We start from the raw sequence: 21,682 nt of genomic DNA on the forward strand, positions 1-21,682 counted from the left end.
CCGTTCGGGGGACAAGACCGAGCGATCCGCGTGATCATGCGGTTCGCGCGACCGCCGATGAGAGGATTCTCACCCCTCCGCGACCGCAGGGCCCGCTGGTGCGACGCGATCGAACACGACGCACCGCCGTGCTACCGTGCGGCGCATGGGGAGTCGGCGCACGGTCTCGATCGTCGCGCGCAGAACGTCCGTCCTGGCCGCCGCCGCGCCCACCGCCACCTCGTCGCAGCGCACCTACCGCTACCTCCGCATCGGCACCGCCGCGACCGTCGTCGCGATCTTCACGGCCGTCGCCTCGGCGAGCACCACGGTGGGCGTTCTGCCTTCCGTGAGCGCGTACTACTACTCCCCCGCTCGCGACGTGTTCGTCGGTGCCCTGATCGCAGCCTCCCTCGCGCTGTTCGCCCTGTCGGGGCGCGGTCCGTCCCGGGCGCTCCTCGACGCAGCGGCGCTGTTCGCCCCGCTCATCGCGCTCGTGCCGACGACCCCGCCGGCGTCGGGCACCGCGCTCGAGACCGGCACGTCCGTCGCGACCTACGTCGTCATCGGTGCGATGGCCGTGGCCATCGCCATCGTCCTCACCGCGGCGAGGAGCACCGACCGGATCGGCGCAGGGATCAGCATCGGCGCCGCCGCGGCCGTGCTCACCGCGGTCGCGGCGACGGCGTGGACGGAGCCTGAAGCGTTCGCCCGCTGGGCGCATCCTATCGGGACGCTGGTCTTCTTCGCACTGATCGCCGCCGTCGCCGTGCTCGCGGCGACCACGCGCGCCGACCCCGTCGCCCCGTGGATGCGCGCCGGCTACATCGCCATCGCGGCGCTCCTGGTGGTGACCGGCATCGCCTACGGAGTGATCACCGCGACCGGGTACGACGCCGGCCTGCCTCCGGTGCTCGTGTGCGAGGTCGCCGCCCTCACGCTCTTCCTCGCCTTCTGGGTGCTTCAGACGGTGCAGTGGTGGAACGATCCCGATCCGGCGATCCGAGCGTGATCGCGCGGCAGGCGGCGATCGAGCCCGCACACGACACGGTCGGAAGTGAGTACCGCAAGATGAGCGCAAGGAATGTGAGACAATTCAGCCACGCCGCGGATGGGGATGCGGCCAGGTTCGGATCGTGAGTTCCAGCGGGGGAGGCGAGAGATGACGACAGCCGACCGCCGTACCGCGGTGATCATCGAGGACGACCCCGACATGCGCGCCGTGATCGCGGAGGTGTTCGTGGGCGCCGGCTTCGAGGCGGTGCCCGTCGCCGACGGCGAGGAGGGCGTACGCGCCGTCGTCGAACGCGACCCCGATGCCATCACCATCGACATCTCCATCCCCGGGATCGACGGCTTCGAAGCCGCGCGCCGCATCCGTGCGGCGTCCGACGCCTACATGTTCATCATCTCCGGGCGCGCCGACGAGGTCGACGCCGTTCTCGGCCTGAGCGCCGGCGCCGACGACTACATCGCCAAGCCGTTCCGTCCCCGCGAACTGCGCGCCCGCATCGATGCCCTCGCCCGCCGCCTCGAGCGGCAGGAGAAGGCGGCGCCGAACGCTGTGGCCGCACCGGTCGAGCTGCTCGCGCACCGCGACGTCACCCTCGATGCCGACAGCCGGATGGTCTCCCTCGGCACCGACGACCCGGGCCTGACCCGCAGCGAGTTCGACCTGCTGGCGGCTCTGCTGCGCACGCGGCGCCGCGTGCGCAGCAAGGCCGAACTGGCTCGCATGCTGCGCGGCGACCCCACCGAGGACACCTACGTCAGCGACGCCGACGAGCGCGCCGTCGAAGCGCACATCACCAACCTGCGCCGCAAGCTCGGCGACAGCTCGGCCGCACCGCGCTACATCGAGACGGTGCGAGGCGTGGGCTATCGCCTCACCGAAGCCGACGGCGACGCCTCCGCGGCGGCAGCCGGGTAGGCGGCATGCGGGGGCCCGGCGACACGTCCGCTGCCGCGCGCACGACCCCCGCCGGGTCGAAGCGCGCCGTCAGCACGCGCACACGGTCGATCTGGCTGTGGCAGCTCGTGCTGGCCGCGGCGGTCGTGGTGATCATGCTGGTGATCACGACGCTCGACCGCGACCGGCTCACCGAGCCGCCCCTCATCGTCGGCGCGACGATGCTGATCCTCATCAGCGCCGCGGTGATGTTCATCCCGTGGGATCGCGTCTCGCGCGACGCGGTGGTGGCCGTGCCATTGGTGGACACCTTCGCCGTCGGGGTGATGTCGCAGGGCGGTGAGCTGCGGCTGGAGTTCCTCTGGTGCTTCCCGGTGGCGTGGATCGCCACGCACTTCCCGGCGAGGTGGCTCGGGGCCGCCTTCGCGCTCATCTCCGCCGTCATCCTCTTCGAGGCGGTCGGGGCGGGAGCGACCTCGAGCATCACCCTGCGGTTCGCGATCGTCGTGCTGTGTCTGGCGTTCCTCGGGGTGCTCTTCCGCCAGATGTCGCGCCGCACGACGGCCATGAAGTCCCTCCTGCGCAGCCAGGCCGACAGGACCCAGCGCACCCTCGCCCGCGTGTCGGCGCAGCAGGAGCGCGCCACCCAGATGTTCGACGGCGTGCCGATCGCCATCGCGCGGGTGACCCCCAACGGCGACCTCGTCTCGCCCAACGCCGCCTACCTCACCCTCTACGGCATCGACCCCGACGATCCGACGCAGCCCCCTCGCACGGTCGACTACGAGTCGCAGCGCGGTCGGGCGCTCTCCGCCGACGAGCGGCCCGTGCATCGCGCTGCCCGCGGCGAGCATCTCGACGGCGAGCGCGGCTGGGTGTTCGACACCACGGGGCAGTGGCGTGCGGTGTCCGTCTCGACGCGGCCGCTGCCTCCGGTGGGCGATGAGAGCCCCAGCACGCTGCTCATGGTCCAGGACGTCACCGAGCTCACCCAGGAGCGGCGCGGACGCGAGAACCTGGCCGCGGTGGTCTCCCACGAGCTGCGCACCCCCATCACCGTCATGCTCGGCAATGTCGACCTCATGCGCGACGACGACAACCTCACCCCCGAGCAGACCGGACGCCTCGACACGATCGACCGGGCTGCCGAGCGGATGCTCGCCCTCATCTCGAGCATCCTCACCACCGATCGCGACACGTCGGTGCCGCACGAGCCGGTCTCCCTCGTGTCGCTGCTGCGCGAGTCCGTCACGTCGTTCTCGGCCGCCGCGCGCACCCGCGACCAGTCGCTCACCCTCGACATCGCCGGCACCTTCCGCCTGGCCGGCGACGCCTTCCGCCTGCGTCAGCTCATCGACAACATCCTCAGCAACGCCGTGAAGTACACGCCGAACGGCGGCACCATCCGCGTCGCCGCCCGTACGCACGACCAGCAGATCGAGGTGTCGATCAGCGACAGCGGCCTCGGCATCGCCGAGGAGGACATCCCGCACCTGTTCGACGACTACTTCCGCGCCCAGGAGGCCGTGGGCAGCGGCCTCCCCGGCTCGGGACTCGGCATGGGGATCGCCAAGGCCATCGCCGAGGCCCACGGCGGCACCATCCGCGTCGAGAGCACCGTCGGACGCGGCACCACCGTCACCATCACCCTCCCGGAGGACACCGCGTGAACTCTGCCGTCGCCCTGAACCTCGGAATCAGTCAAGCCACCGTCGCGACCCTCGCGACGGCCCTGATGATCGGTCTGGGATTCCTGCGCCGACCCTCGGCGGCCACCGCGCTGTGGTCGATGGCGTTCGTGCTCGCGATGATCACCTCCTATGCCTCGATCAGCGCCGAGGCGGCGACGCAGGAGTCCGCCCGCGTGGCCGCACTCGGTTTCATGCTGGGCGCGCCGGCGTTCATCTGGAGCGGCCTGCGCGCCGCCCGGGGCGCGGCGTCCTTCGCCTGGATCGCGCCGCTGCAGGCTCTGGTGTCAGCCAGCGTGCTCGTGGTGCTCGCCGGCACGCCCGGGTACAGCACCGGGTTCGCGCTGCTCTACTTCGCGTCGTCGCTCGTGGCGGGGCTGACCGCGTGGGAGCTCTTCCGACGCCCCGACCGCGGCGGAGGGATGCTCCTGCCGCTCACCCTCGTCTCGGGCGTGTACACGCTGCTCGGAGCGCTCGTCGCGGTCGTCACGATCGCGACCGATCCGGCCGGCGGCGGCGACCTCGTACTGGTCCGCACGATCAACGCGGTCGCGATGATCGTCTACATGATCTGCGCACTGGTGTCGCTGCTCTTCCTGTCCGAGAACCGCGACGACGGCCTCAGCCGACGCGGGAACGACCTGCGACGCGTGATGCAGGACCGCCTCGCCCGCGCCGAGGACCGTGACGACACGGCGTGGTCGCTGCTGACGATGACCCTCGACGATGTCGGCGACATCCGTGCCGCCGCGGGCGAGGGTGCGTTCACCGCGACCATGGAGCGCCTGATCGCGGATGCACGCGCCACCTTCCCCGCCGAGTCCGACATCGGCCCGGGCGCCGGTCCGGGGTCGCTCGTCATCCTCGTCGCGCGCTCTGAAAACGAGGTCCGCGAGCACATGCGCGCGTTCCTGCGACGCCTGGGCACCATGCGGCCGGAGCAGCCGCTGGCCACGCAGCTGTCGGCCAGCATCGGATGGGCGCCGGTCCGCGAGGTCGGCTTCGATCTCGAAGCGCTCATCGCCGCCGCGGCCTCTGCCGAAGCAGAGGCGCGCGCCGCCGGCGGCGACGGCTGGTACCGCGTCGGGAATGCGCGGCGATCGGCCTTCCCCGCGATCGAGAAGGGCTCGACCCACAGCGGCTCCACACCGCCGGCCCCCTAGAGTGTCAGCGTGACTTCCCCGCCCTCGTCGCCCGTTCTCCCGCACGCCGTCCGGGTGGCGGGAACGGTGTTCGCGGCCGTCCTCGGCGGGCTGCTCCTGCTGGCGATCATCGCGGCCGCGTGGGTGGGCGTGCGCGGCTTCCTGGCCTACGGTCACCTCCGCGATGCGCAGACCACGGCCGCCCTCGCACGCGATCAGCTGACCGATCCGGCGACGGCCGCCGATGCGATCGCCGAGATCGCCGACGACACCTCTGCCGCTCGCGGCCTCACCGCCGACCCGGTGTGGAGCGCGGCCGAGCATCTGCCGTGGGTGGGCCCGCAGCTCGCGGCCGTGTCGACGATGACCGCAGCGGTCGACGACGTCGCCGGGTCGGCCCTGACCCCCCTGGTCGAGGTCGCCGGGTCGTTCGACGTCGATTCGCTGCGCCCTCAGGACGGACGCATCGACCTCACGCCGTTCACGGAGATCCAGGATGCCGCCGCCGCGGGCACCGCGGAGCTCGTCGACGCCGCCGACACCGTCTCCGCGATCGACCGCGACCCCCTGGTGACGCCGGTGCGCACCGCGGTGCGCGAACTGTCCGCCCTCCTGGCCGAGACCCGCGACGGCGCGGGCGCCGTCGCGCGCGCCACCGCACTGCTGCCGGCCATGCTCGGCGCCGACGGACCGCGCACCTACCTGCTGCTCTTCCAGAACAACGCCGAGTGGCGCTCCCTCGGGGGGATCACCGGCGCGGTGGCGGCCATCCGCACCGACGGCGGAGCCCTGTCGCTCCAGGCCCAGGCTTCCTCGAGCGACTTCCCGCGCTACGACGATGCCGTGCTCCCCCTCGACGAGGAGGTGCTCGGCATCTACGGCACCCGGCCCGGCCGGTACATCCAGAACGTCACACAGGTTCCCGACTTCGCGCTGTCGGGTGCACTCGCGCAGGAGATGTGGGAACGCGAGACCGGCGAGACGGTCGACGGGGTCATCGCCGTCGACCCCGTCGCGCTGTCGTACCTGCTCGAGGCGACCGGTCCGGTGACTCTCCCCACCGGCGACGAGCTCACCGCCGACAACGCGGTGGACCTGCTGCTGAACGAGGTCTACTTCCGCTACGAGGTCCCCGCCGAGCAGGACGCCTTCTTCGCCGCCGCCGCCGCAGCCGTGTTCGAAGCCGTCGCCGGCGGAGGCGCGGACCCCGCGGCCCTCCTCTCCGCCCTCACCCGGGCCGGCGACGAGCACCGACTGCTCCTGTGGAGCGACCACGAGGAGGACCAGGAGCTCCTGGCCGACACCACGCTCGCCGGCGGACTGCCCGTGACCGACGACGACACGGCCCGGTTCGGGGTGTTCCTCAACGACGGCACGGGCTCGAAGATGGACTACTACGTCACCGCCGACACCGTCGTCGGCTGGGACACGTGCATGATCGACGACGCCGGAGACGCGCAGGGCGAGGCGACCCTCGGGGTGACCATCACCAACACCGCCCCCGGCGCCGACAGCCTGCCCCGCTACATCACCGGCGGCGGCGGATTCGGCGTGCCCGCCGGCACCGCACGGACCGTCGGCTACCTCTACCTGCCGGAGGGCTGGGACCTCGTCGACGCCGAGATCGACGGCGACGTCGGATTCGGCGGCGGAACCCACGACGGCAGGCGCGTGCTCACATTCGAACTCGACCTGGAATCCGGCGAGCAGGCGAGCGTGTTCGTCACCGCGCGACCGAGTGAACCCGGTGCACCGACGGTCGAGGCGGTGTCAACCCCCCGCATCGGCGAGAGCACCCGAGTTGTCGCCACGTGCCCGCCCGCTTAGACTTCCCGCCAAGGGGAGGACACGTCCCCGTCGCCACGCGCTTCACTCGCCGCCACGAGGGACCCCCCATGACTCGCCGGATCACCCGCCTCCTCATCGCCGCTGCCATCTCGATCGCCGCGGTCGCTGCACCGAGCGCGGCGAGCGCCTCGACGATCTATCCGCCGGCCGGTTCCTGCACGACCAGCCCCGCCACGATGACCGCCGGCAGCACCGTGACCTTCGCGTGCTCGGGCGGCACGTTCTCAGCAGAGGAGCCGGTCACCGTCACCGTGACGGGAGAGAACGGCGCCGACAGCACCTTCGGCATGATCCGCATGGCCATCAGCACCGCCAGCGCTGGATTCACGTCCACCTCGGAAGGCGCGCTGGAGGCCGTCCGCATCACCCTTCCCGCCAACGCGAGCGGAACCTACAACATCGCCGCCGTCTCGCCGACCTCCGCCGGCGGCACCGCCGCCGCAAGCATCACGACGGCCGAGGGCCTTCCCACCACCGGACTCGACCAGTCGTCGCTGGCGATCGTGTGGATCGGCGGCGGAGCGCTGCTGGCAGCCGGCGCCGTGCTGGCGATCGTCGCCGGCGTGCGCCGCTCCCGCGACCGCAACTCCTGATCCCCCACAGGCCGCGTCAGGACTCCGCGGCGAAGGTGCGCGCCGCCGACGCGGAAGCGCCGCCGACGGTGGGATGCGCCGTGACGAGGATCGGGAGGTGGTCCGACCGCCCCTGCGGCAGCGTGCGCACCTTGTCGACGCGGAAGCCGATCGACGTGGCGAAGTCGTAGTGTCCGCGGAAGAACCGGTACCGCGTGTAGGTCCGCGCGTCGCTGAGACTCAGCTCGTAGCCCTGTTCGCGCACCTTCTGCCCGAGGTTCTCCTTGAAGACGGGGTAGTTGTAGTCACCGACCATGAGAGCGGGCAGACCCTCGCCGAGCGAGGTCAGCTCGGTCAGCGCGGTACGGATCTGATGGCGCCTGAGGGAGTTCAACGCGGTCAACGGTGCGGCGTGGAACGACGCCACGATGAATTCGTGCCCGTCGTCGATGTCGTGGAGGCGAACGCCGAGCAGGCGCTCCTCGGCGGGCTTGAGCACCATGTCGTGGAGGGACTTCTTCAGGGCGAGCGAGCGCACGTCGACCGCGCGGTAGGAGTTCTCCCGGTAGTACACCGCGAGCCCCAGCCGGTTCCGCTGCGTCGCGTCGGCCAGCCTCAGGCCGCCGATCGTTGGGGGGATCTCGCGGGTGTCGTACTCCTGCAGGCACAGCACGTCGGCGCCGTGGTGCTCGACGAGATGGGCCAGCTCGCCGGCGGCCCGGTGCTTGCGCAGGTTGTAGGAGATGACCTTCATGGTGCCGCCAGCCTATTCCCGCTCCCCGGCCGACCGGCGCTCATCCGGTGATCCCATAGCCGACCCGTAGGTGCCGCGCGTTCGGGTGACACCGGCTCGGGATAGCATCGAGTCGTGACTGTACGTCCGGCACCCGTGCGGCGACGGTTCGGGATGCCGCGGTGGCTGCTGTTCACGCTGCTGGGCCTCGCCGCCGTCGTCACCCTGGCGATCCTCGCCGGGATCGGTTCGCTCATCACGTGGGGAGTGCAGACCCTGTCCGCCAGACCGCCCGCCGTCGGAACGACCGTCGTTGCCCCGGAGGAGTCCAAGGCCGCCCGTGCGCTCGACGACCTCACCGCGGGCTCCGCGGAGTACGAGGCGACCGCCTACCTCTCCGAGCAGCCCACCACCTACTGGCTCACGCCGGAGGAGGATCCGATCGGCACCGCGACCGCGCGCGTGTCGAACCTCGCGTCCGAGGCCCGCGACACGGGTACGGCGCTCTCCGTCGCGGTCTACGGCCTGCCCGGACGCGACTGCGGCAGCTACTCCGCGGGCGGACTGGTCGAAGAGGACTACGCCACCTGGATCGACGAGATCGCGCGCGGCCTGGATGCGGCACCCGACGTGCAGAAGATCGTCATCCTCGAGCCGGACAGCCTGGCACTGGCACCCGAGTGCGGCAACGTCGAGGAACGCGTCCGTCAGCTGCGCAACGCCATCGATCGACTGACCGGCACGAACACCTGGATCTACGTCGACGGCGGACACTCCAACTGGCTCCCCGCCGCCGACATGGCCGCCCTCATCGAGGCCGTGGACCGCAGCGACGCCATCCGCGGGTTCGCCACCAACGTCTCCAACTACAACCACTCCACCGAGGAGTTCGCCTACGCGCACGAGCTGTCGGACCTTCTCGGCGGCTCCCACGCGATCATCGACACATCGCGCTCCGGCGCGGGCTCCAACGGCGACTGGTGCAATCCCTCCGGCCGGCTGGTGGGTGAGCCGGGCGGAACCCTCGGCGACGAGGTTGTCGACACCAACCTCTGGGTCAAGCCGCCCGGCGAGAGCGACGGCACGTGCAACGGCGGTCCCGCCGCCGGCGTGTGGTGGCCCGAAGCGGCGGTCGAGCTCACCCGCGACGTTCGCTGACCGCCCGCTGCGCGCAGCGCCCCGCGCGCACTGTGTAGCATGACCGGAAGGCAGAATCTTGCACTGTCGCCTCCCCTGGTCCGCACCCTTCCCCGAGCCGGAGCTTCGCCGATGACCGACCCATCGCTCGACCTCAAGACCGCCGTCATCGTCGAGGACGACCCGGACATCCGCCATCTCCTCCGCGAGGTGCTCGAGGCGGCCGGGTTCTCGACGGTGTCCGTCGGCAACGGGATCGACGGCGTCCGCGCGGTCATGTCGTATCGGCCGCTGATCACCACCCTCGACGTGAACATGCCGGGGATCGACGGGTTCGAAGCCGCGCGCCGCATCCGCTCGCAGAGCGACACCTACATCATCATGCTCACCGGGCTCGAGGATGAGGCCGACGTCGTGCTCGGGCTCGGCTCGGGCGCCGACGAGTACATCATCAAGCCCTTCCGTCCGCGCGAATTCCGTGCGCGCATCGACGCCATGCTGCGTCGCCCCCGGCAGGGCGCCCCCGCCCCGGCGGCGCCCCGGCAGGACTCGGTCGGTCCGTCGTTCCCCGGCGGCCGCAACACGTCGCGCGGCGCACAGCCTCCCGGATACGACGGCGACTCCGGCTGGGGCGTCGCCCCGGCGGTCGGCGAGGGGACCGACGGTTCGCACCGGAACGGCTACGACGCGCCACGGCCCGAGATCGCACAGACCCCGGGCGACCCCGCGACCTACCGCCTGCCGCCTGGCGCCGACGCCCCGCCGCAGTGGAACGCGGCGGAGCCCGAGCGCCCCGCCCCCGGCACCGACATCGAACGCGCCACGCACGGCGGCGCGGTCGAACTCGCGGGCCCCTCGGTGATGACCCACCGCGACCTGCAGGTCAATCCCGACAGCCGCGTCGTGGTCGTCGGCGGCGATCAGCTGGAGCTCACGCGCACCGAGTTCGACCTGCTCGCCACGCTCATGGAGTCCAAGCGTCGCGTGCGGAGCAAGGCCGACCTGACCCTGGTGCTGCGCGGCGAGTCCTACGTGACGTCGTATTTCGTCGGCGAGGCCGACAAGCGCGCCATCGAGGCCCACATGACGAACCTCCGCCGCAAGCTCGGCGACAACCCGAACAATCCGCGCTACATCGAGACGGTGCGCGGCGTCGGCTACCGCATGACCAGCGAACTGACCGCCTCGAACTGACGCCGACGCGAAGAACGGCCCCGCACGAGCGGAGCCGTTCTTCGCGTCATCCGTCACACCCTGTCGCCCTCACACCTTGTAGCCCTGGTGGCGGCGGATGAGCTTGAAGAACATCAGCAGCGTCTGGATGACGGTCACGACACCCACGATCGGCCACCCGATCCACAGGATCGTCGACTGCACCACCGGGTCGAGCATCGACCAGATCACCGCGAGGGCGACGAACACGGCCACGAGCAGGATGAGCGGGATCCAGTGGGTGCTGCCGCCACCCTTCTCCGCCTTGGCCTGCATCGCCCAGTTGTCGACCTTCTTGCGCGACAGGAAGCGGGTCCACGATCGCAGGAAGTGGCTCAGCCGGATCCACATGAAGATCTCGGCGGGGAAGACGAGCCCGGCGAACATCACGTCCCGCGAATTGCGGTTCTCCATCGTGTAGGCGATGCGCAGGTTCAGCAGCACGGCCATGAGCACCGGGATCAGCCACCATGCCGAGAAGACGAACGCGTTGATCGACAGCGACGCCGCCAGCAGGGTGATGAACGCGACGCGCACGAAGAGGTTCGTGAGCATGCCGAAGTTCTCGAACCAGCGCAGGCGCAGGTTCGGGTGGAACGGCTGGCCCTTCGTGTCGCCGCGCTGGCCGGGCCACATGAGCTCGATGGCACCGTAGGTCCACTTCACCTGCTGGGCGTCGTAGCCGCGCAGCGTGGTCATGCCGCCGACGTCGGCCCGCGAGAACGGGCTGATCTTGGTGAGGTACCCGGCGCTCTTGATCTGCAGGGACAGCAGCGAGTCCTCCACTTCGCTGTCCTTGACCCACGGCGTCGACTGGTGGTTCTGACGCATCACCTCGCGAAGGGCGTTGGTGGAGAAGATCGAGAACTGTCCGCCCAGCACGGCCATGTTGCGCCCGCGCAGCAGGTTCTGCAGGTTGAACGCCGCGAACTGGGTGCGCTGACCGGCGATGAGGAACTTGCCGATGAGGCCCTTGATGGGCCGGTCGTCGATCGAGTAGATCGCGGAGATGCCGCCGATGCGCGAGTCCGACACCGCCTCGGTCTCCAGGTACTCCACCGCGCGCGAATCGGCGGTGGTGTCGCCGTCCACCCCGAGCAGGTAGTCGTAGCCCTCCACGAGCGAGTAGCCGTAGTTGAGGGCGCCGACCTTCTTGTCGGGGTTCTTGCCGATGTCGTGCACGAAGACCTCGGTGAACTGCTCGCCCATCTCGGTCTCGAGTTCGTGGGCGCCGGCGAACTCTGACGCGATGCGCACCGTGGCATCGGAGGTGTTGTTGACGACGACGTGGATCACATCCGGCACCCGCGTCTGGGCGAGGAGCGACTGGATGACGTCGGCGATCGACTCTTCCTCGTTGTACGCCGGAATGATGCATCCGATGGTCGACCGGTGGCCGGTGGTGTTCTCCAGCACCGCCGAGAAGTCGTCGGCGAAGCCGGGCTCGGACTCGGCACGGGGCTCGCGCGGCAGGATGGAATCGGGCGCGTGGACGGCGTGCGGTGTCATCTGCCGGGGGCTGTTGACGTCCGTCATGGTGATCTCCCTCACGCCGGTCACTCTTCGGTCGTTGCGTCGGAGGATATCGCGATCGGCAGGTACTGGTACACGGTCTGCTGAGAGAACGACGTGTCGTCGTCGGCGACGCCCTCCACGGCGATCGTCATCGCGAATTCCAGCGTGATGCCGTACGTGTCCGCGGGCAGCTGGTTGATGGTCGTCTCGGGCACGAGCAGACCGCCCTGGTAACTGTTCAGCAGCAGACCCCGGTCCGAGCGCAGGGTGTCCGTCGGCACGAGCGTGCGCGGGTCGGAGCTGAACTGGAACGGGTTCTGCACCTGGCCCGACGTCTGCGCGGTCTGCGAGGTGATCGAGATCGACGAGATGTACACGCGTCGCTTCTGTGTGAGCACGGCCTTCTCGTCCACGTAGTTGTCGTAGACGTTGACGGCGAAGCCGAACGTCTTCGGGGTCGTGGAATCCCACTCGTTCGTCCGTTTCGGATTCGCAGCCCACACCTCCAGACGCAGCTCGAGCTGATCGGCGACGTCGGTCGAGAGGGCGACGGAGCCGTCATAGGTGAACAGCGAGTCGAAGGCGATGTCCTCGGTCGTCAGCGGCGTGGGGCTCGCGTAGGCGACCGGCTCCTCCGCGACGCCCGGCTGCTGCTGCAGCCCGTTGAACACCTCGGCCAGCTGCGAACAGCCGGCGAGGGAGACGGCGAGCCCGAAGGCTGCGCCGACGGCGAGGATGCGACGCGTGGCCGACGACGAGATGCTCACGATGTTCCGCTCCAGGTTCAGGGGTGCCGCCGGGCTTCGGGTCCCCGGCGGCGTCTCGGGGATTCCCCGCGACAACACACAGGCAACCACGCCGATCACGCGTCTTGAGGTTCTTGAGCTTGTCTTGAGCGAGCCTTGAGGCTCGCGCCTCTACCCTCGGTCGGCGGGCGTCGCGGCTCTCGTAAGCTGGGGAGCACACGGAGCCGGGAGGGCACATGGGAACAGCACGACGCGTCGGCACGGCGACGGCGGCCGCGGCTCTCGCCCTGGCTCTCGCCGGATGCGGCCCCGCGCCGTGGGAATACGGCGACGGCGGCGACGCCACCCCGACCCCCACCCGCACCTCCGCCTCCCCGGCACCCGCGCCGGTGCCGAACGACCTCTCGAGCGGTTCGACGCAGCGCGAGCTCGTCGCCGGTGCCGTCACCGCGACCGTGGACTACTGGTCGACGCTGTCGATGGACCTGTGGACCGCGGAGGCGGTGAAGCCCGTGAGCATCTCGATGGTCACCGAGGTCACCCCTGACGACGGCCAGAAGGTGTACCTGCAGAGCGCATCGATGGTCGCCGTCGCCCTCGATGCCGACGGCGTGACGATCGACGCCCTCGATCCGCAGACCGACACTTCCGCCGTCTCGCCCGGCTACCTCGTGCTCTCGCCGTACAGCTACTCGCAGACCTTCAACGTCGGCGCCGTGCCCGCGGACACCGCCGCCGTGCAGCTCCAGTTCACCTACGACTTCCTCGTGCAGACGACTCCCACGTCGAAGGAGTACGCCAAGCAGACCGCGAGCGACACGCTCACCGTCGCCATCTTCCAGCCCGGCGAGTAGAACCCGGGTCAGTCCCGGTCGCGGCGGTTGCGGGTCTGCGCGGCGCGCGCCGCGAGCAGGTCGTCGGCCGGATACCCGACCTCGGTGAGGGTGAGGCCGCGCGCGGCGAGCACCTTCACGTCGGGAACCCGCAGGAGCCGGTCACGGATCTCCGCCAGGTCACCGGCGGTCAGACGGCCCTCGCCGACGGCGACGCATCCGCCCACGAGGGCGCGCACCATGCTGTGGCAGAACGCGTCCGCCTTGACGTTGGCCACCAGCACCCCGGCGGTGTCGCGGTGCCAGTCGAACTCCAGGAGCGTGCGGATCGTCGTCGCCTCATCCCGCGGCTTGCAGTACGCCGCGAAGTCGTGCAGGCCGATCAGCGACCGCGCCGCCTCGTCCATGGCCTCGACATCCAGCTCGCCGCGCACGGTCGTGGTGCGGAGCCGTTCGAGCGGGTCGTATCCCGCACGCGCATCGGTCAGGCGATATGCGTAGCGCCGCCAGACCGCGGAGAAGCGGGCGTCGAATCCCTCCGGCGCCACGCGGGAGGCGTGCACGGTCACATCCGCATAGGCGCCCAGCACGCCGCGCACGCGCGCGGCCAGCGCCTCGACCGGATCGGCGTGGGGGGCGCGGGCGCGGCGCGACAGCATCCGCTCCGTCTGAGCCGCATCGAGGTCCACGTGGGCCACCTGACCGGAGGCGTGCACCCCGGCATCGGTGCGCCCGGCGACGACCAGTCGCGGGGTGCCACCGATCACGCGCGCGAGTGCGTCTTCGATCTCTCCCTGAACGGTGCGATGCGCGGGCTGGCGCGCCCAGCCGCGGAAGTGCGTGCCGTCATAGGCGATGTCGAGACGGATGCGCACCGCTCCAGCCTATGTCGGGCGGCCCTTCCGGCGGATGCTCGGGGAGTTCCCGCACGGGAGTCGTACACTGACGTGTCGCCCCCTCTTCCCCCTCCTCCCCCGGACCGATGACCTCTCCAGCGCAGCACCCCGCCGCGACGCCCACGCGCTACGCGGGCCTCGACGGTCTGCGTGCCGTCGCCGTCGCCCTGGTCGTGCTCTACCACCTCTTTCCCGGCGCGCTCGTCCCCGGGGGTTTCGTCGGCGTCGACGTGTTCTTCGTCATCAGCGGCTTCCTCATCACGACCCTGCTGCTGCGCGAGCACCGCAGCACCGGACGCATCTCGCTCGTCGATTTCTGGCGCCGACGCGCCCGACGCCTGCTGCCGGCCCTCACCCTAGTCGTCATCGCCTGCGCGAGCGCGGCGTGGATGATCGGCGGCGACGTGCTCGTGCGGCTGGGCGCGCAGATCGTCGGAGCCTTCACCTTCAGCTACAACTGGGTCGCGCTCTCCGGTGGCGACGGCTATTTCGCCGCCACGACCCCGGAGCTGTTCCGCAACATGTGGTCGCTCGCCGTCGAAGAGCAGTTCTACCTGCTGTGGCCGATCGTGCTGCCGCTGTTCCTGATGCTCCCCCGGTCCTGGGCGCGGGTGATCACCGCCCTCGTCGCGGCGACGGCATCTGCGATGTGGATGGGCGCCGTCGTCGCCTCCGGCGGCGACCTCACGCGCGCGTACTTCGGCACCGACACGCACGCGTTCGGTCTGCTGCTCGGCGTCGCTCTCGCGTTCGGCATGGCGCCGCTGCTGCGTCGCCTCGGCGTCGGCGACCTGCCGGCGTGGGCACGATCCGGGGGTGCGCGCGCCACGGTGTCCGCGCTCGGCGTCGCCGGGCTGATCGGCATCCTTGCCATCGCCTCGATTCCCGCCGGAGACACGACGGCGACCTTCCCCGGCGCCCTCCTGGCTGCGAGCGTGTGCGCCGCGATGGTGATTCTCGCCGGCGTCTGGCCCGGCTCCCGCCTCGGCCGGGCGCTCGATGCCATCCCGCTGCGCTGGCTCGGCGACCGGTCCTACGGCATCTACCTGTGGCACTGGCCGCTGCTCGTGCTCCTCGTCGCCGCCACCACCGGCACCGGCCCGGAGGCGGGGGTGCCGATCGGCGTCGGCGCTCTCGTCCTCGTGTCGACCCTCGCGCTGGCGGAGGCGTCGTACCGCTGGGTGGAGACGCCGGTGCGCCGGTTCGGCTTCCGCGGCTGCGCCCGGCGCGTGCGTGCGGCGCTGCGTGCCCGGGCGGCGCGGCGCGCGACCGCGCTCGCAGGTCTCGCCACCGGCGCCGCCCTCGTCGCGGGCGCGGGCGCGGCCGTCGCCGCGGCACCCGCGGTCTCCTCCGGTCAGTCCGTCGTCGAAGCCGGCGCCGCCGCTCTCGCCGCCGAGACGGCCGCCGCCTCGCCGACCCCTGCACCCGCGGAGACCTCGCCCGCGCCCGTGGAGGCATCCGACGCCACGGCCCCGAGTCCCTCCCCCACCCCCGTGCGGGGCGACGAGATCACCGCCGTCGGCGACTCGGTCATGCTCGCTTCCGCTCCCTCCCTGCTGGAGCGGTTCCCGGGAATCGAGGTGGATGCGGCCGAGTCGCGCTCCGCGTGGGCGGGGCCGGGCATCCTGCGCACGCTCGAGGACGAAGGGCGCCTCCGCTCCGTCGTCGTGATCGGGCTGGGCACCAACGGCCCGGTCGACCGCGAGACGCTCGACGAGATGGCGGCGATCGCGGGTCCCGACCGCAGGATCGTGCTCGTCAACGCCTATGCGCCCCGCGAGTGGATCCCCCAGGTCAACGACACCCTGCGCGCATTCGCCGATGACCGCTCCGACGTGAGCGTCGCCGATTGGAGCCGGGCGATCGACCGGCACGTCGATCTGCTCGCGGGCGACCGCATCCACCCCGGGCGCCCCGGTGGCGACGTGTACGCCGACGCCGTGGCGACCGGTGTCGACGGGGCCGAGTACGAACGCGCCATGCGCCGCTACGGCGAGGAGCTCCGCGCCTTCCGCGACGAGCATCGCGACAGCCGTCTGCCGGTGCCGCAGTAGCGGCGCGAGCTCACATCCGCGCGACGAGCACGCGATCGCGCTCGGTCGGGACGAAGCCGAGACCCTCGTAGAGCGTGTTCGCACCGGTAGGGCTCGCCGTGTCCACATCGAGCACGGCCTTGGCGAGCCCGGCTCCGGCGATCGCGCGCAGGGTGCGGGCGATCACGCGCGGGGCGAGCCCGCGACCGCGGCTGTCGCGCACGACGCCGATGAGGTCGATGTACGCGTTCGACGCTCCGAGCGTCACCCAGTCGTCCTCGTTCACCGACGCGAGGCAGAAGGCCACGACGCGCCCGTCGACGACGGCGAGCGTCGACAGGTCCGCGCGCAGGAACCGTCCGCCGGTGAACTGCGCCCACCGCTCGGGCGGCGTCGGAAGGCTCCCCCAGTGGTCGCGGAACGCGTCGTTGCGGGCGACGCGTGTCGCCTCGTCCCACTCCGGGGCGAACGCGAGCATCCGCACCCCCTCGAGCGCGACCGGCTCGGAGATCGGATGCGCCATGTCGCGCACCATCGTGGTGAACCACCGCTCGGTGGTCATCCCGAGCCGCTCGGCGAGCACGACGGCGCCGTCGTTGCCGTCGTGCACGTACACGTGCACCTCGCCGGGCAGGGTGAGGTCGGAGGCCGCGAGAAGCTGGCGGGCGCGGGCATGCTGCCACGTCATCAGGGCGCCGCCGATCCCCCGTCGACGCCACTGCGGATGCACGGCACCGTCGAGGTGCACCTTCACCTTCTCGGAGGTGTCGGGATGGCGGATCGCCGACCCGACCGCAACCGGGGTGCCGTCGGCGGCGAAGCCCAGCGCCGTGTCGGTGAGATGGTCGACACCGGCGAGATCGAACGTGTCGGCGATATCCTCCCGTGGCGTCACCCAGGTGGGGTGGTCCACGCGGTCGGCCGCGGCGACGACGGCGTGGATCGCGTCGATGTCGGCCGCGGTCGCCCCGCGCCATACGGCCACGTCGGGGTGCGACGGGTGGGGCAGGATCTCCGGAGCCGTCACGCGCGCGCTGAGCGGCGCATCCGACCCGGTGGGTGTCTCGGTCACCCGCACACTCTAGTCGGCGCGCAGGACGCCCTCACGGCGCCCTCCGGAGGCAGCAGCGCTGCGGGGGAGGCTCAGAAGTGGCGCGTGAAGACCTGCTCGCGATCGCGCTCGACGAAGCCGAGGCTCTCGTAGAGCGTGTTGGCGCCGGTCGGGCTGTCGGTGTCCACATCCAGCTGCGTCGCCTTGAGCTCCGCGGCGGCCATCGCCCGGAGCGTGCGGCGGATCACCCGCGGCGCGAGTCCCTTGCCGCGATGCGCGCGCACGACGCCGATGTACTCGATGTAGGCGTAGGGCAGTCCGCGGCGCTCCCAGTTGTCCTCGTTGACGGTCACGAGGCAGAACGCGGCGACTTCGCCGTCGATGAGTGCGACCGTCGACAGGTCGAGGCTGAAGTGCTCCGAGCCCGTGAAGGCGTTCCAGTACTCCTCCGAGTACGGCACGCTCCCCCAGTGGTCCCGGAACGCGTCGTTGCGGGCCAGGCGCACGTCGTCGACGCGGTCTGCGGCGAGGGGAACGAGGTCGACGCCCGGTTCGACATCGCCCTCCACATCGAAGACCGGCTCGGTGAGGTCGCGCTCCATGACGACGAACCAGCGTCCCACCGTCATCCCCAGACCGCCGGCGATAACCGCGGCTCCCGGGTCGTCCTCGTGCACGTACTGCTCGATCACCCCGTCGACGGTCGCATCCGTCTCGGCGGCGAGGAGCTGCAGGGCGCGGTCGTACTGCCAGCGGCCAACGGCACTGCCCAGGCCGCGTCGCCGCATCTCGGGCACGACCGCGCCCTGCAGGCTCACGCGCACCTCGAGCGAGGTGTCCTCCTGCTTGATCGCGGCACCGACGGCGACGATGCGACCATCGGGCGTCTCGCCCACCAGCAGGTCGTCGCGGGTCGTCTGGGGCAGGTCGAACCAGTCCTCCACGTCGCCGCGGGCGAACGCCCACGTCGGATGGTCGACTTCGTCGGCGGCGACGAGAGCGGCGTGGATGTCGTCGATGTCGTCAGGGGTCGGGGATCGCCATGCCACGTCGGGATGCGCGGCGGGGGCGAGGGTCTCGGGAGCGGTCACACGGTGGTTCAGAGTCTGATCGGCCACCTTCCTACGGTACGCGGGTCCCCCCGGGGCCGGTCAAACCGGCGCCGTCATGCGCAACGCCCGCGACCCGGACGGGTCGCGGGCGTTCCGCAGGTGCCGGGCGGGCCGGCAGCAGGTCACTTCGTGGTGTCGGCGTCCTCGGCGGCGGCCTCCGCGGCCTCGCCCTCCTCGGTCGACTCGGCACCGGCGTCGGCGGACTCCTCGGCCGGAGCATCCTCAGCCGGGGTCTCCTCGGCCGCGGACTCCTCGGCCGGGGTCTCCTCGGCGACGGGGGCCGCCTCTTCCGCGGGCTCGGAGCGACGCTTGGTGCTCTTCGCCTTCGGCGTGACCGGCTCGAGAACGAGCTCGATCACGGCCATCGGCGCGTTGTCGCCCTTGCGGTTGCCGACCTTGGTGATGCGGGTGTATCCGCCCTCACGCTCGGCGACCAGCGGCGCGATCTCGGCGAACAGGACGTGCACGACTTCCTTGTCACCGATGATCGACTGCACGCGACGACGGGCGTGCAGGTCGCCGCGCTTGGCGAACGTGATCAGACGCTCGGCCAGCGGACGCAGGCGCTTCGCCTTGGTCTCGGTGGTCTGGATCGACTTGTGGGTGAACAGCGCCGCAGCGAGGTTCGCAAGCAGCAGGCGCTCGTGTGCGGGGCCGCCTCCGAGGCGGGGACCCTTCGTGGGCTTGGGCATTTCTCAGTTACTCCAGGTGGGAAAGTCGGTCGAAGACGGATGCCGGTACGGCTCCGCGTGGCTCAGGCGTTCTCTTCGTCGTAGCCGGCGTAGAAGTGGGCGCCGTCGAACCCGGGGACCGAGTCCTTGAGCGAGAGGCCGAGCGAGACGAGCTTGTCGCGCACCTCGTCGACCGACTTCTGACCGAAGTTGCGGATGTTCATCAGCTGCGTCTCCGAGAGGGCGACCAGCTCCGAGACCGTGTTGATGCCTTCGCGCTTCAGGCAGTTGTACGAACGCACCGACAGATCGAGGTCCTCGATCGGCATCGACAGCTCGTTCGAGGCGACCTCCGCGACCGGCGCCGGGCCGATCTCGATGCCCTCGGCCTCGACGTTCAGCTCGCGGGCGAGACCGAACAGCTCGGTGAGGGTGCGACCGGCCGACGCGACCGCGTCACGCGGGGCGATCGAGGGCTTCGTCTCGACATCCAGGACCAGCTTGTCGAAGTCGGTGCGCTCCCCGGCACGGGTGGCGTCGACGCGGTAGCTGACCTTGAGCACCGGCGAGTAGATCGAGTCGACCGGGATCTGGCCGGCCTCGGCGTACTCGTTGCGGTTCTGGTTCGCCGAGACGTAGCCGCGGCCGCGCTCGATGGTGAGCTCGAGCTCGAACTTGGCGGTGTCGTTCAGCGTGGCGATGACCAGCTCGGGGTTGTGCACCTCGACGCCGGCCGGCGCCGAGATGTCGGCGGCGGTGACCTCACCGGAGCCGGTCTTGCGCAGGTAGGCCGTGATGGGCTCGTCGCGCTCGCTGGAGACGACCAGCTGCTTGATGTTCAGGATGATCTCGGTGACATCCTCCTTCACACCCGGGATGGTGCTGAACTCGTGCAGGACGCCGTCGATGCGGATGCCCGTGACGGCTGCGCCGGGGATCGACGAGAGGAGGCTGCGACGCAGCGCGTTGCCGATCGTGTAACCGAAGCCGGGCTCGAGCGGCTCGATGACGAATCGGCTGCGGAACTCCCCGATCTTCTCCTCGTTCAGGGTGGGACGCTGTGCGATGAGCACGATGTGTTCCTTTCGGCTAAGTGCCCGCTATATGACACTTGCTGGTTGAGTTGTTGAGTTGTGGGACGGACTGCCGAGGCATCCCGTCGTGAAACGACCGAATCCCGGGTCGGTGCGCGGGCGGACCCACGCACCTACCCGGGTGCGGCAAACTCAGACGCGGCGACGCTTGGGCGGGCGGCAGCCGTTGTGCGCCTGCGGGGTGACGTCCTGGATGGACCCCACCTCGAGGCCGGCGGCCTGCAGCGAGCGGATCGCGGTCTCGCGGCCCGAACCCGGGCCCTTCACGAAGACGTCGACCTTCTTGACGCCGTGGTCCTGCGCCTGGCGCGCGGCGGCCTCGGCGGCCATGCCCGCGGCATACGGGGTCGACTTGCGCGAGCCCTTGAAGCCCACGCCGCCGGAGGACGCCCAGCTGATGACAGCGCCCGACGGGTCGGTGATCGAGACGATCGTGTTGTTGAACGTCGACTTGATGTGGGCCTGGCCCAGCGCGATGTTCTTCTTCTCCTTGCGGCGCGGCTTGCGCGCAGCGGTCTTGGCCTGTGCCATGAGTGTTCTCCTCTAAACCTTGCAGCGCGCCTTAGCGGGCCTTCTTCTTACCGGCGACGGTGCGCTTCGGGCCCTTGCGGGTGCGCGCGTTGGTCTTGGTGCGCTGTCCGCGCACGGGCAGGCCGCGGCGGTGACGCAGGCCCTCGTAGGAGCCGATCTCGACCTTGCGGCGGATGTCGGCGGCCACCTCGCGGCGGAGGTCACCCTCGACCTTGTAGGTGCCCTCGATGAAGTCGCGGAGTGCCACCAGCTGGTCGTCGGTGAGGTCCTTGACGCGGATGTCGCCGTTGATCTCGGTCGAAGCGAGGATCTCGGCGGAGCGGGTACGGCCGATGCCGTAGATGTACGTGAGAGCGATCACCACGCGCTTGTCGCGCGGGATGTCGACTCCGGCCAGACGTGCCATGTCGTCTCCAAAGGAGTGTCGTGGAGGTGTGGAGCAGGATCGGTGCCCGGGCCTCCGCCCCGAGGTGTCCCCGCCGAAGCGGTTCTGATCCTGCCGAAGGTGTGTTCAGTTGTACGTGGGTGGTGCTGTCTCAACCCTGGCGCTGCTTGTGGCGCGGGTTGGACTTGCAGATGACCATGACGCGGCCGTTGCGACGGATGACCTTGCAGTGGTCGCAGATCGGCTTGACGCTCGGGTTGACCTTCATTGTTCTTTTCCTTGTTCGCTGTCTTCGTGCCTCGGCGCGCGGATGGTGCCGCCCTCCGGGCCGTTACTTCTCGACCGGCTCAGCGGTAGCGGTACACGATCCGACCTCGGGTGAGGTCGTACGGGCTGAGTTCGACGACGACGCGGTCCTCGGGGATGATGCGGATGTAGTTCTGCCGCATCTTTCCGGAGATCGTGGCCAGCACCTTGTGCCCGTTGGTCAGCTCGACGCGGAACATCGCGTTGGGCAGAGCCTCGGAGATGACGCCCTCGATCTCGATGACACCGTCTTTCTTCGCCATAAACTCACTATCGCTCGTGCAGTCCG

23 protein-coding genes are annotated in these 21,682 nt (G+C 70.5%); 11 read left to right on the top strand and 12 right to left on the bottom strand.

Features of this window, described 5'->3' with window-relative positions; all coding sequences use genetic code 11:
* The first annotated feature begins 145 nt into the window (after nt 1-145).
* The 6 genes from IM777_RS13910 to IM777_RS13935 all read left to right on the top strand — a co-directional run bounded on the left by IM777_RS13910 (nt 146) and on the right by IM777_RS13935 (nt 7,159).
* Nucleotides 146-991, top strand: coding sequence for a hypothetical protein (locus IM777_RS13910; RefSeq protein WP_228480823.1), 846 nt, complete (start codon nt 146-148; stop codon nt 989-991).
* Between the two features lie 150 nt (nt 992-1,141).
* The gene (locus IM777_RS13915) at nt 1,142-1,909 is read left to right on the top strand and encodes a response regulator transcription factor (protein ID WP_071044949.1); all 768 of its coding nucleotides are present in this window, start codon (nt 1,142-1,144) and stop codon (nt 1,907-1,909) included.
* 5 nt (nt 1,910-1,914) lie between these two features.
* Nucleotides 1,915-3,558: a sensor histidine kinase gene (locus IM777_RS13920; RefSeq protein ID WP_194383796.1), complete on the top strand. Its 1,644-nt coding sequence runs from the start codon at nt 1,915-1,917 to the stop codon at nt 3,556-3,558.
* Nucleotides 3,555-4,739, top strand: coding sequence for a hypothetical protein (locus IM777_RS13925; protein ID WP_194383797.1), 1,185 nt, complete (start codon nt 3,555-3,557; stop codon nt 4,737-4,739). Before IM777_RS13920 ends, IM777_RS13925 begins: the two co-directional genes overlap by 4 nt.
* Before the next feature lie 9 nt (nt 4,740-4,748).
* Nucleotides 4,749-6,545: a DUF4012 domain-containing protein gene (locus IM777_RS13930; protein WP_228480824.1), complete on the top strand. Its 1,797-nt coding sequence runs from the start codon at nt 4,749-4,751 to the stop codon at nt 6,543-6,545.
* A 68-nt stretch (nt 6,546-6,613) separates the two neighbouring features.
* Nucleotides 6,614-7,159, top strand: coding sequence for an LPXTG cell wall anchor domain-containing protein (locus IM777_RS13935; protein ID WP_071044946.1), 546 nt, complete (start codon nt 6,614-6,616; stop codon nt 7,157-7,159).
* A gap of 16 nt (nt 7,160-7,175) precedes the next feature.
* Here the strand turns inward: IM777_RS13935 and IM777_RS13940 are convergent, their stop codons facing one another.
* Nucleotides 7,176-7,892, bottom strand: a complete 717-nt coding sequence (locus IM777_RS13940; RefSeq protein ID WP_194383798.1) for an endonuclease/exonuclease/phosphatase family protein — start codon at nt 7,890-7,892, stop codon at nt 7,176-7,178.
* Between the two features lie 114 nt (nt 7,893-8,006).
* Between IM777_RS13940 and IM777_RS13945 the strand changes: the two genes are divergently transcribed.
* Together IM777_RS13945 and IM777_RS13950 are read left to right on the top strand one after the other, a co-directional pair.
* Complete coding sequence (locus IM777_RS13945; protein ID WP_228480825.1) at nt 8,007-9,029, top strand: glycoside hydrolase family 6 protein; 1,023 nt, start codon at nt 8,007-8,009, stop codon at nt 9,027-9,029.
* Nucleotides 9,030-9,140: 111 nt separating this feature from the next.
* Nucleotides 9,141-10,202 (top strand): response regulator transcription factor, encoded by a 1,062-nt coding sequence (locus tag IM777_RS13950; RefSeq protein WP_194383799.1) that lies wholly within the window; start codon nt 9,141-9,143, stop codon nt 10,200-10,202.
* A 69-nt stretch (nt 10,203-10,271) separates the two neighbouring features.
* Here the strand turns inward: IM777_RS13950 and IM777_RS13955 are convergent, their stop codons facing one another.
* Both IM777_RS13955 and IM777_RS13960 read right to left on the bottom strand, forming a co-directional pair.
* Nucleotides 10,272-11,729, bottom strand: coding sequence for a glycosyltransferase family 2 protein (locus tag IM777_RS13955; protein WP_071045038.1), 1,458 nt, complete (start codon nt 11,727-11,729; stop codon nt 10,272-10,274).
* Between the two features lie 47 nt (nt 11,730-11,776).
* On the bottom strand, nt 11,777-12,502 hold the full coding sequence (locus tag IM777_RS13960; protein WP_071044943.1) for a fructose 1,6-bisphosphatase: 726 nt from the start codon (nt 12,500-12,502) through the stop codon (nt 11,777-11,779).
* Here IM777_RS13960 and IM777_RS13965 point away from each other — a divergent pair.
* Together IM777_RS13965 and IM777_RS13970 are read left to right on the top strand one after the other, a co-directional pair.
* Nucleotides 12,480-12,641, top strand: a complete 162-nt coding sequence (locus tag IM777_RS13965; RefSeq protein ID WP_194383800.1) for a hypothetical protein — start codon at nt 12,480-12,482, stop codon at nt 12,639-12,641. The genes IM777_RS13960 and IM777_RS13965 overlap by 23 nt on opposite strands.
* A gap of 76 nt (nt 12,642-12,717) precedes the next feature.
* The gene (locus IM777_RS13970; RefSeq protein WP_071044942.1) at nt 12,718-13,335 is read left to right on the top strand and encodes a hypothetical protein; all 618 of its coding nucleotides are present in this window, start codon (nt 12,718-12,720) and stop codon (nt 13,333-13,335) included.
* 8 nt (nt 13,336-13,343) lie between these two features.
* Here the strand turns inward: IM777_RS13970 and truA are convergent, their stop codons facing one another.
* Nucleotides 13,344-14,189, bottom strand: coding sequence for a tRNA pseudouridine(38-40) synthase TruA (gene truA, locus IM777_RS13975; RefSeq protein WP_194383801.1), 846 nt, complete (start codon nt 14,187-14,189; stop codon nt 13,344-13,346).
* Nucleotides 14,190-14,296: 107 nt separating this feature from the next.
* Here truA and IM777_RS13980 point away from each other — a divergent pair, with 107 nt between their 5' ends.
* Nucleotides 14,297-16,264 carry an acyltransferase family protein gene (locus IM777_RS13980; RefSeq protein ID WP_194383802.1) on the top strand — a complete coding sequence of 656 codons (1,968 nt, stop codon included), beginning with the start codon at nt 14,297-14,299 and terminating at the stop codon, nt 16,262-16,264.
* A 10-nt stretch (nt 16,265-16,274) separates the two neighbouring features.
* Here IM777_RS13980 and IM777_RS13985 read toward each other — a convergent pair whose 3' ends face one another.
* The 8 genes from IM777_RS13985 to infA all read right to left on the bottom strand — a co-directional run bounded on the left by IM777_RS13985 (nt 16,275) and on the right by infA (nt 21,656).
* Nucleotides 16,275-17,315 carry a GNAT family N-acetyltransferase gene (locus IM777_RS13985; RefSeq protein ID WP_194383803.1) on the bottom strand — a complete coding sequence of 347 codons (1,041 nt, stop codon included), beginning with the start codon at nt 17,313-17,315 and terminating at the stop codon, nt 16,275-16,277.
* Between the two features lie 71 nt (nt 17,316-17,386).
* On the bottom strand, nt 17,387-18,412 hold the full coding sequence (locus tag IM777_RS13990) for a GNAT family N-acetyltransferase (protein WP_194383804.1): 1,026 nt from the start codon (nt 18,410-18,412) through the stop codon (nt 17,387-17,389).
* A gap of 116 nt (nt 18,413-18,528) precedes the next feature.
* Entirely contained in the window at nt 18,529-19,098 is a 570-nt protein-coding gene (gene rplQ, locus IM777_RS13995; RefSeq protein ID WP_071044937.1) for a 50S ribosomal protein L17, read from the bottom strand.
* Nucleotides 19,099-19,160: 62 nt separating this feature from the next.
* On the bottom strand, nt 19,161-20,150 hold the full coding sequence (locus tag IM777_RS14000) for a DNA-directed RNA polymerase subunit alpha (RefSeq protein WP_071044936.1): 990 nt from the start codon (nt 20,148-20,150) through the stop codon (nt 19,161-19,163).
* Nucleotides 20,151-20,303: 153 nt separating this feature from the next.
* Nucleotides 20,304-20,702 carry a 30S ribosomal protein S11 gene (gene rpsK, locus IM777_RS14005; protein WP_071044935.1) on the bottom strand — a complete coding sequence of 133 codons (399 nt, stop codon included), beginning with the start codon at nt 20,700-20,702 and terminating at the stop codon, nt 20,304-20,306.
* A 31-nt stretch (nt 20,703-20,733) separates the two neighbouring features.
* Entirely contained in the window at nt 20,734-21,108 is a 375-nt protein-coding gene (gene rpsM, locus IM777_RS14010; RefSeq protein ID WP_194383805.1) for a 30S ribosomal protein S13, read from the bottom strand.
* A gap of 130 nt (nt 21,109-21,238) precedes the next feature.
* A complete protein-coding gene (gene rpmJ, locus IM777_RS14015; RefSeq protein WP_055821300.1) occupies nt 21,239-21,355 on the bottom strand; it encodes a 50S ribosomal protein L36 in 117 nt (38 codons plus the stop codon).
* A 79-nt stretch (nt 21,356-21,434) separates the two neighbouring features.
* The gene (gene infA / locus IM777_RS14020; protein WP_028496510.1) at nt 21,435-21,656 is read right to left on the bottom strand and encodes a translation initiation factor IF-1; all 222 of its coding nucleotides are present in this window, start codon (nt 21,654-21,656) and stop codon (nt 21,435-21,437) included.
* Between the last annotated feature and the right edge of the window lie 26 nt (nt 21,657-21,682).

This window comes from Microbacterium luteum (genome assembly GCF_015277875.1).
Lineage (GTDB): Bacteria > Actinomycetota > Actinomycetes > Actinomycetales > Microbacteriaceae > Microbacterium > Microbacterium luteum.

What these genes read in the sequence shown, in the direction of transcription:
- IM777_RS13910 (WP_228480823.1), top strand. Translation starts at nt 146, where the DNA reads ATGGGGAGTCGGCGCACGGTCTCGATCGTCGCGCGCAGAACGTCCGTC.
- IM777_RS13915 (WP_071044949.1), top strand. Translation starts at nt 1,142, where the DNA reads ATGACGACAGCCGACCGCCGTACCGCGGTGATCATCGAGGACGACCCC.
- IM777_RS13920 (WP_194383796.1), top strand. Translation starts at nt 1,915, where the DNA reads ATGCGGGGGCCCGGCGACACGTCCGCTGCCGCGCGCACGACCCCCGCC.
- IM777_RS13935 (WP_071044946.1), top strand. Translation starts at nt 6,614, where the DNA reads ATGACTCGCCGGATCACCCGCCTCCTCATCGCCGCTGCCATCTCGATC.
- IM777_RS13940 (WP_194383798.1), bottom strand. Translation starts at nt 7,892, where the DNA reads ATGAAGGTCATCTCCTACAACCTGCGCAAGCACCGGGCCGCCGGCGAG.
- IM777_RS13950 (WP_194383799.1), top strand. Translation starts at nt 9,141, where the DNA reads ATGACCGACCCATCGCTCGACCTCAAGACCGCCGTCATCGTCGAGGAC.
- IM777_RS13955 (WP_071045038.1), bottom strand. Translation starts at nt 11,729, where the DNA reads ATGACACCGCACGCCGTCCACGCGCCCGATTCCATCCTGCCGCGCGAG.
- IM777_RS13970 (WP_071044942.1), top strand. Translation starts at nt 12,718, where the DNA reads ATGGGAACAGCACGACGCGTCGGCACGGCGACGGCGGCCGCGGCTCTC.
- IM777_RS13980 (WP_194383802.1), top strand. Translation starts at nt 14,297, where the DNA reads ATGACCTCTCCAGCGCAGCACCCCGCCGCGACGCCCACGCGCTACGCG.
- rplQ (WP_071044937.1), bottom strand. Translation starts at nt 19,098, where the DNA reads ATGCCCAAGCCCACGAAGGGTCCCCGCCTCGGAGGCGGCCCCGCACAC.
- rpsK (WP_071044935.1), bottom strand. Translation starts at nt 20,702, where the DNA reads ATGGCACAGGCCAAGACCGCTGCGCGCAAGCCGCGCCGCAAGGAGAAG.
- rpsM (WP_194383805.1), bottom strand. Translation starts at nt 21,108, where the DNA reads ATGGCACGTCTGGCCGGAGTCGACATCCCGCGCGACAAGCGCGTGGTG.
- rpmJ (WP_055821300.1), bottom strand. Translation starts at nt 21,355, where the DNA reads ATGAAGGTCAACCCGAGCGTCAAGCCGATCTGCGACCACTGCAAGGTC.
- infA (WP_028496510.1), bottom strand. Translation starts at nt 21,656, where the DNA reads ATGGCGAAGAAAGACGGTGTCATCGAGATCGAGGGCGTCATCTCCGAG.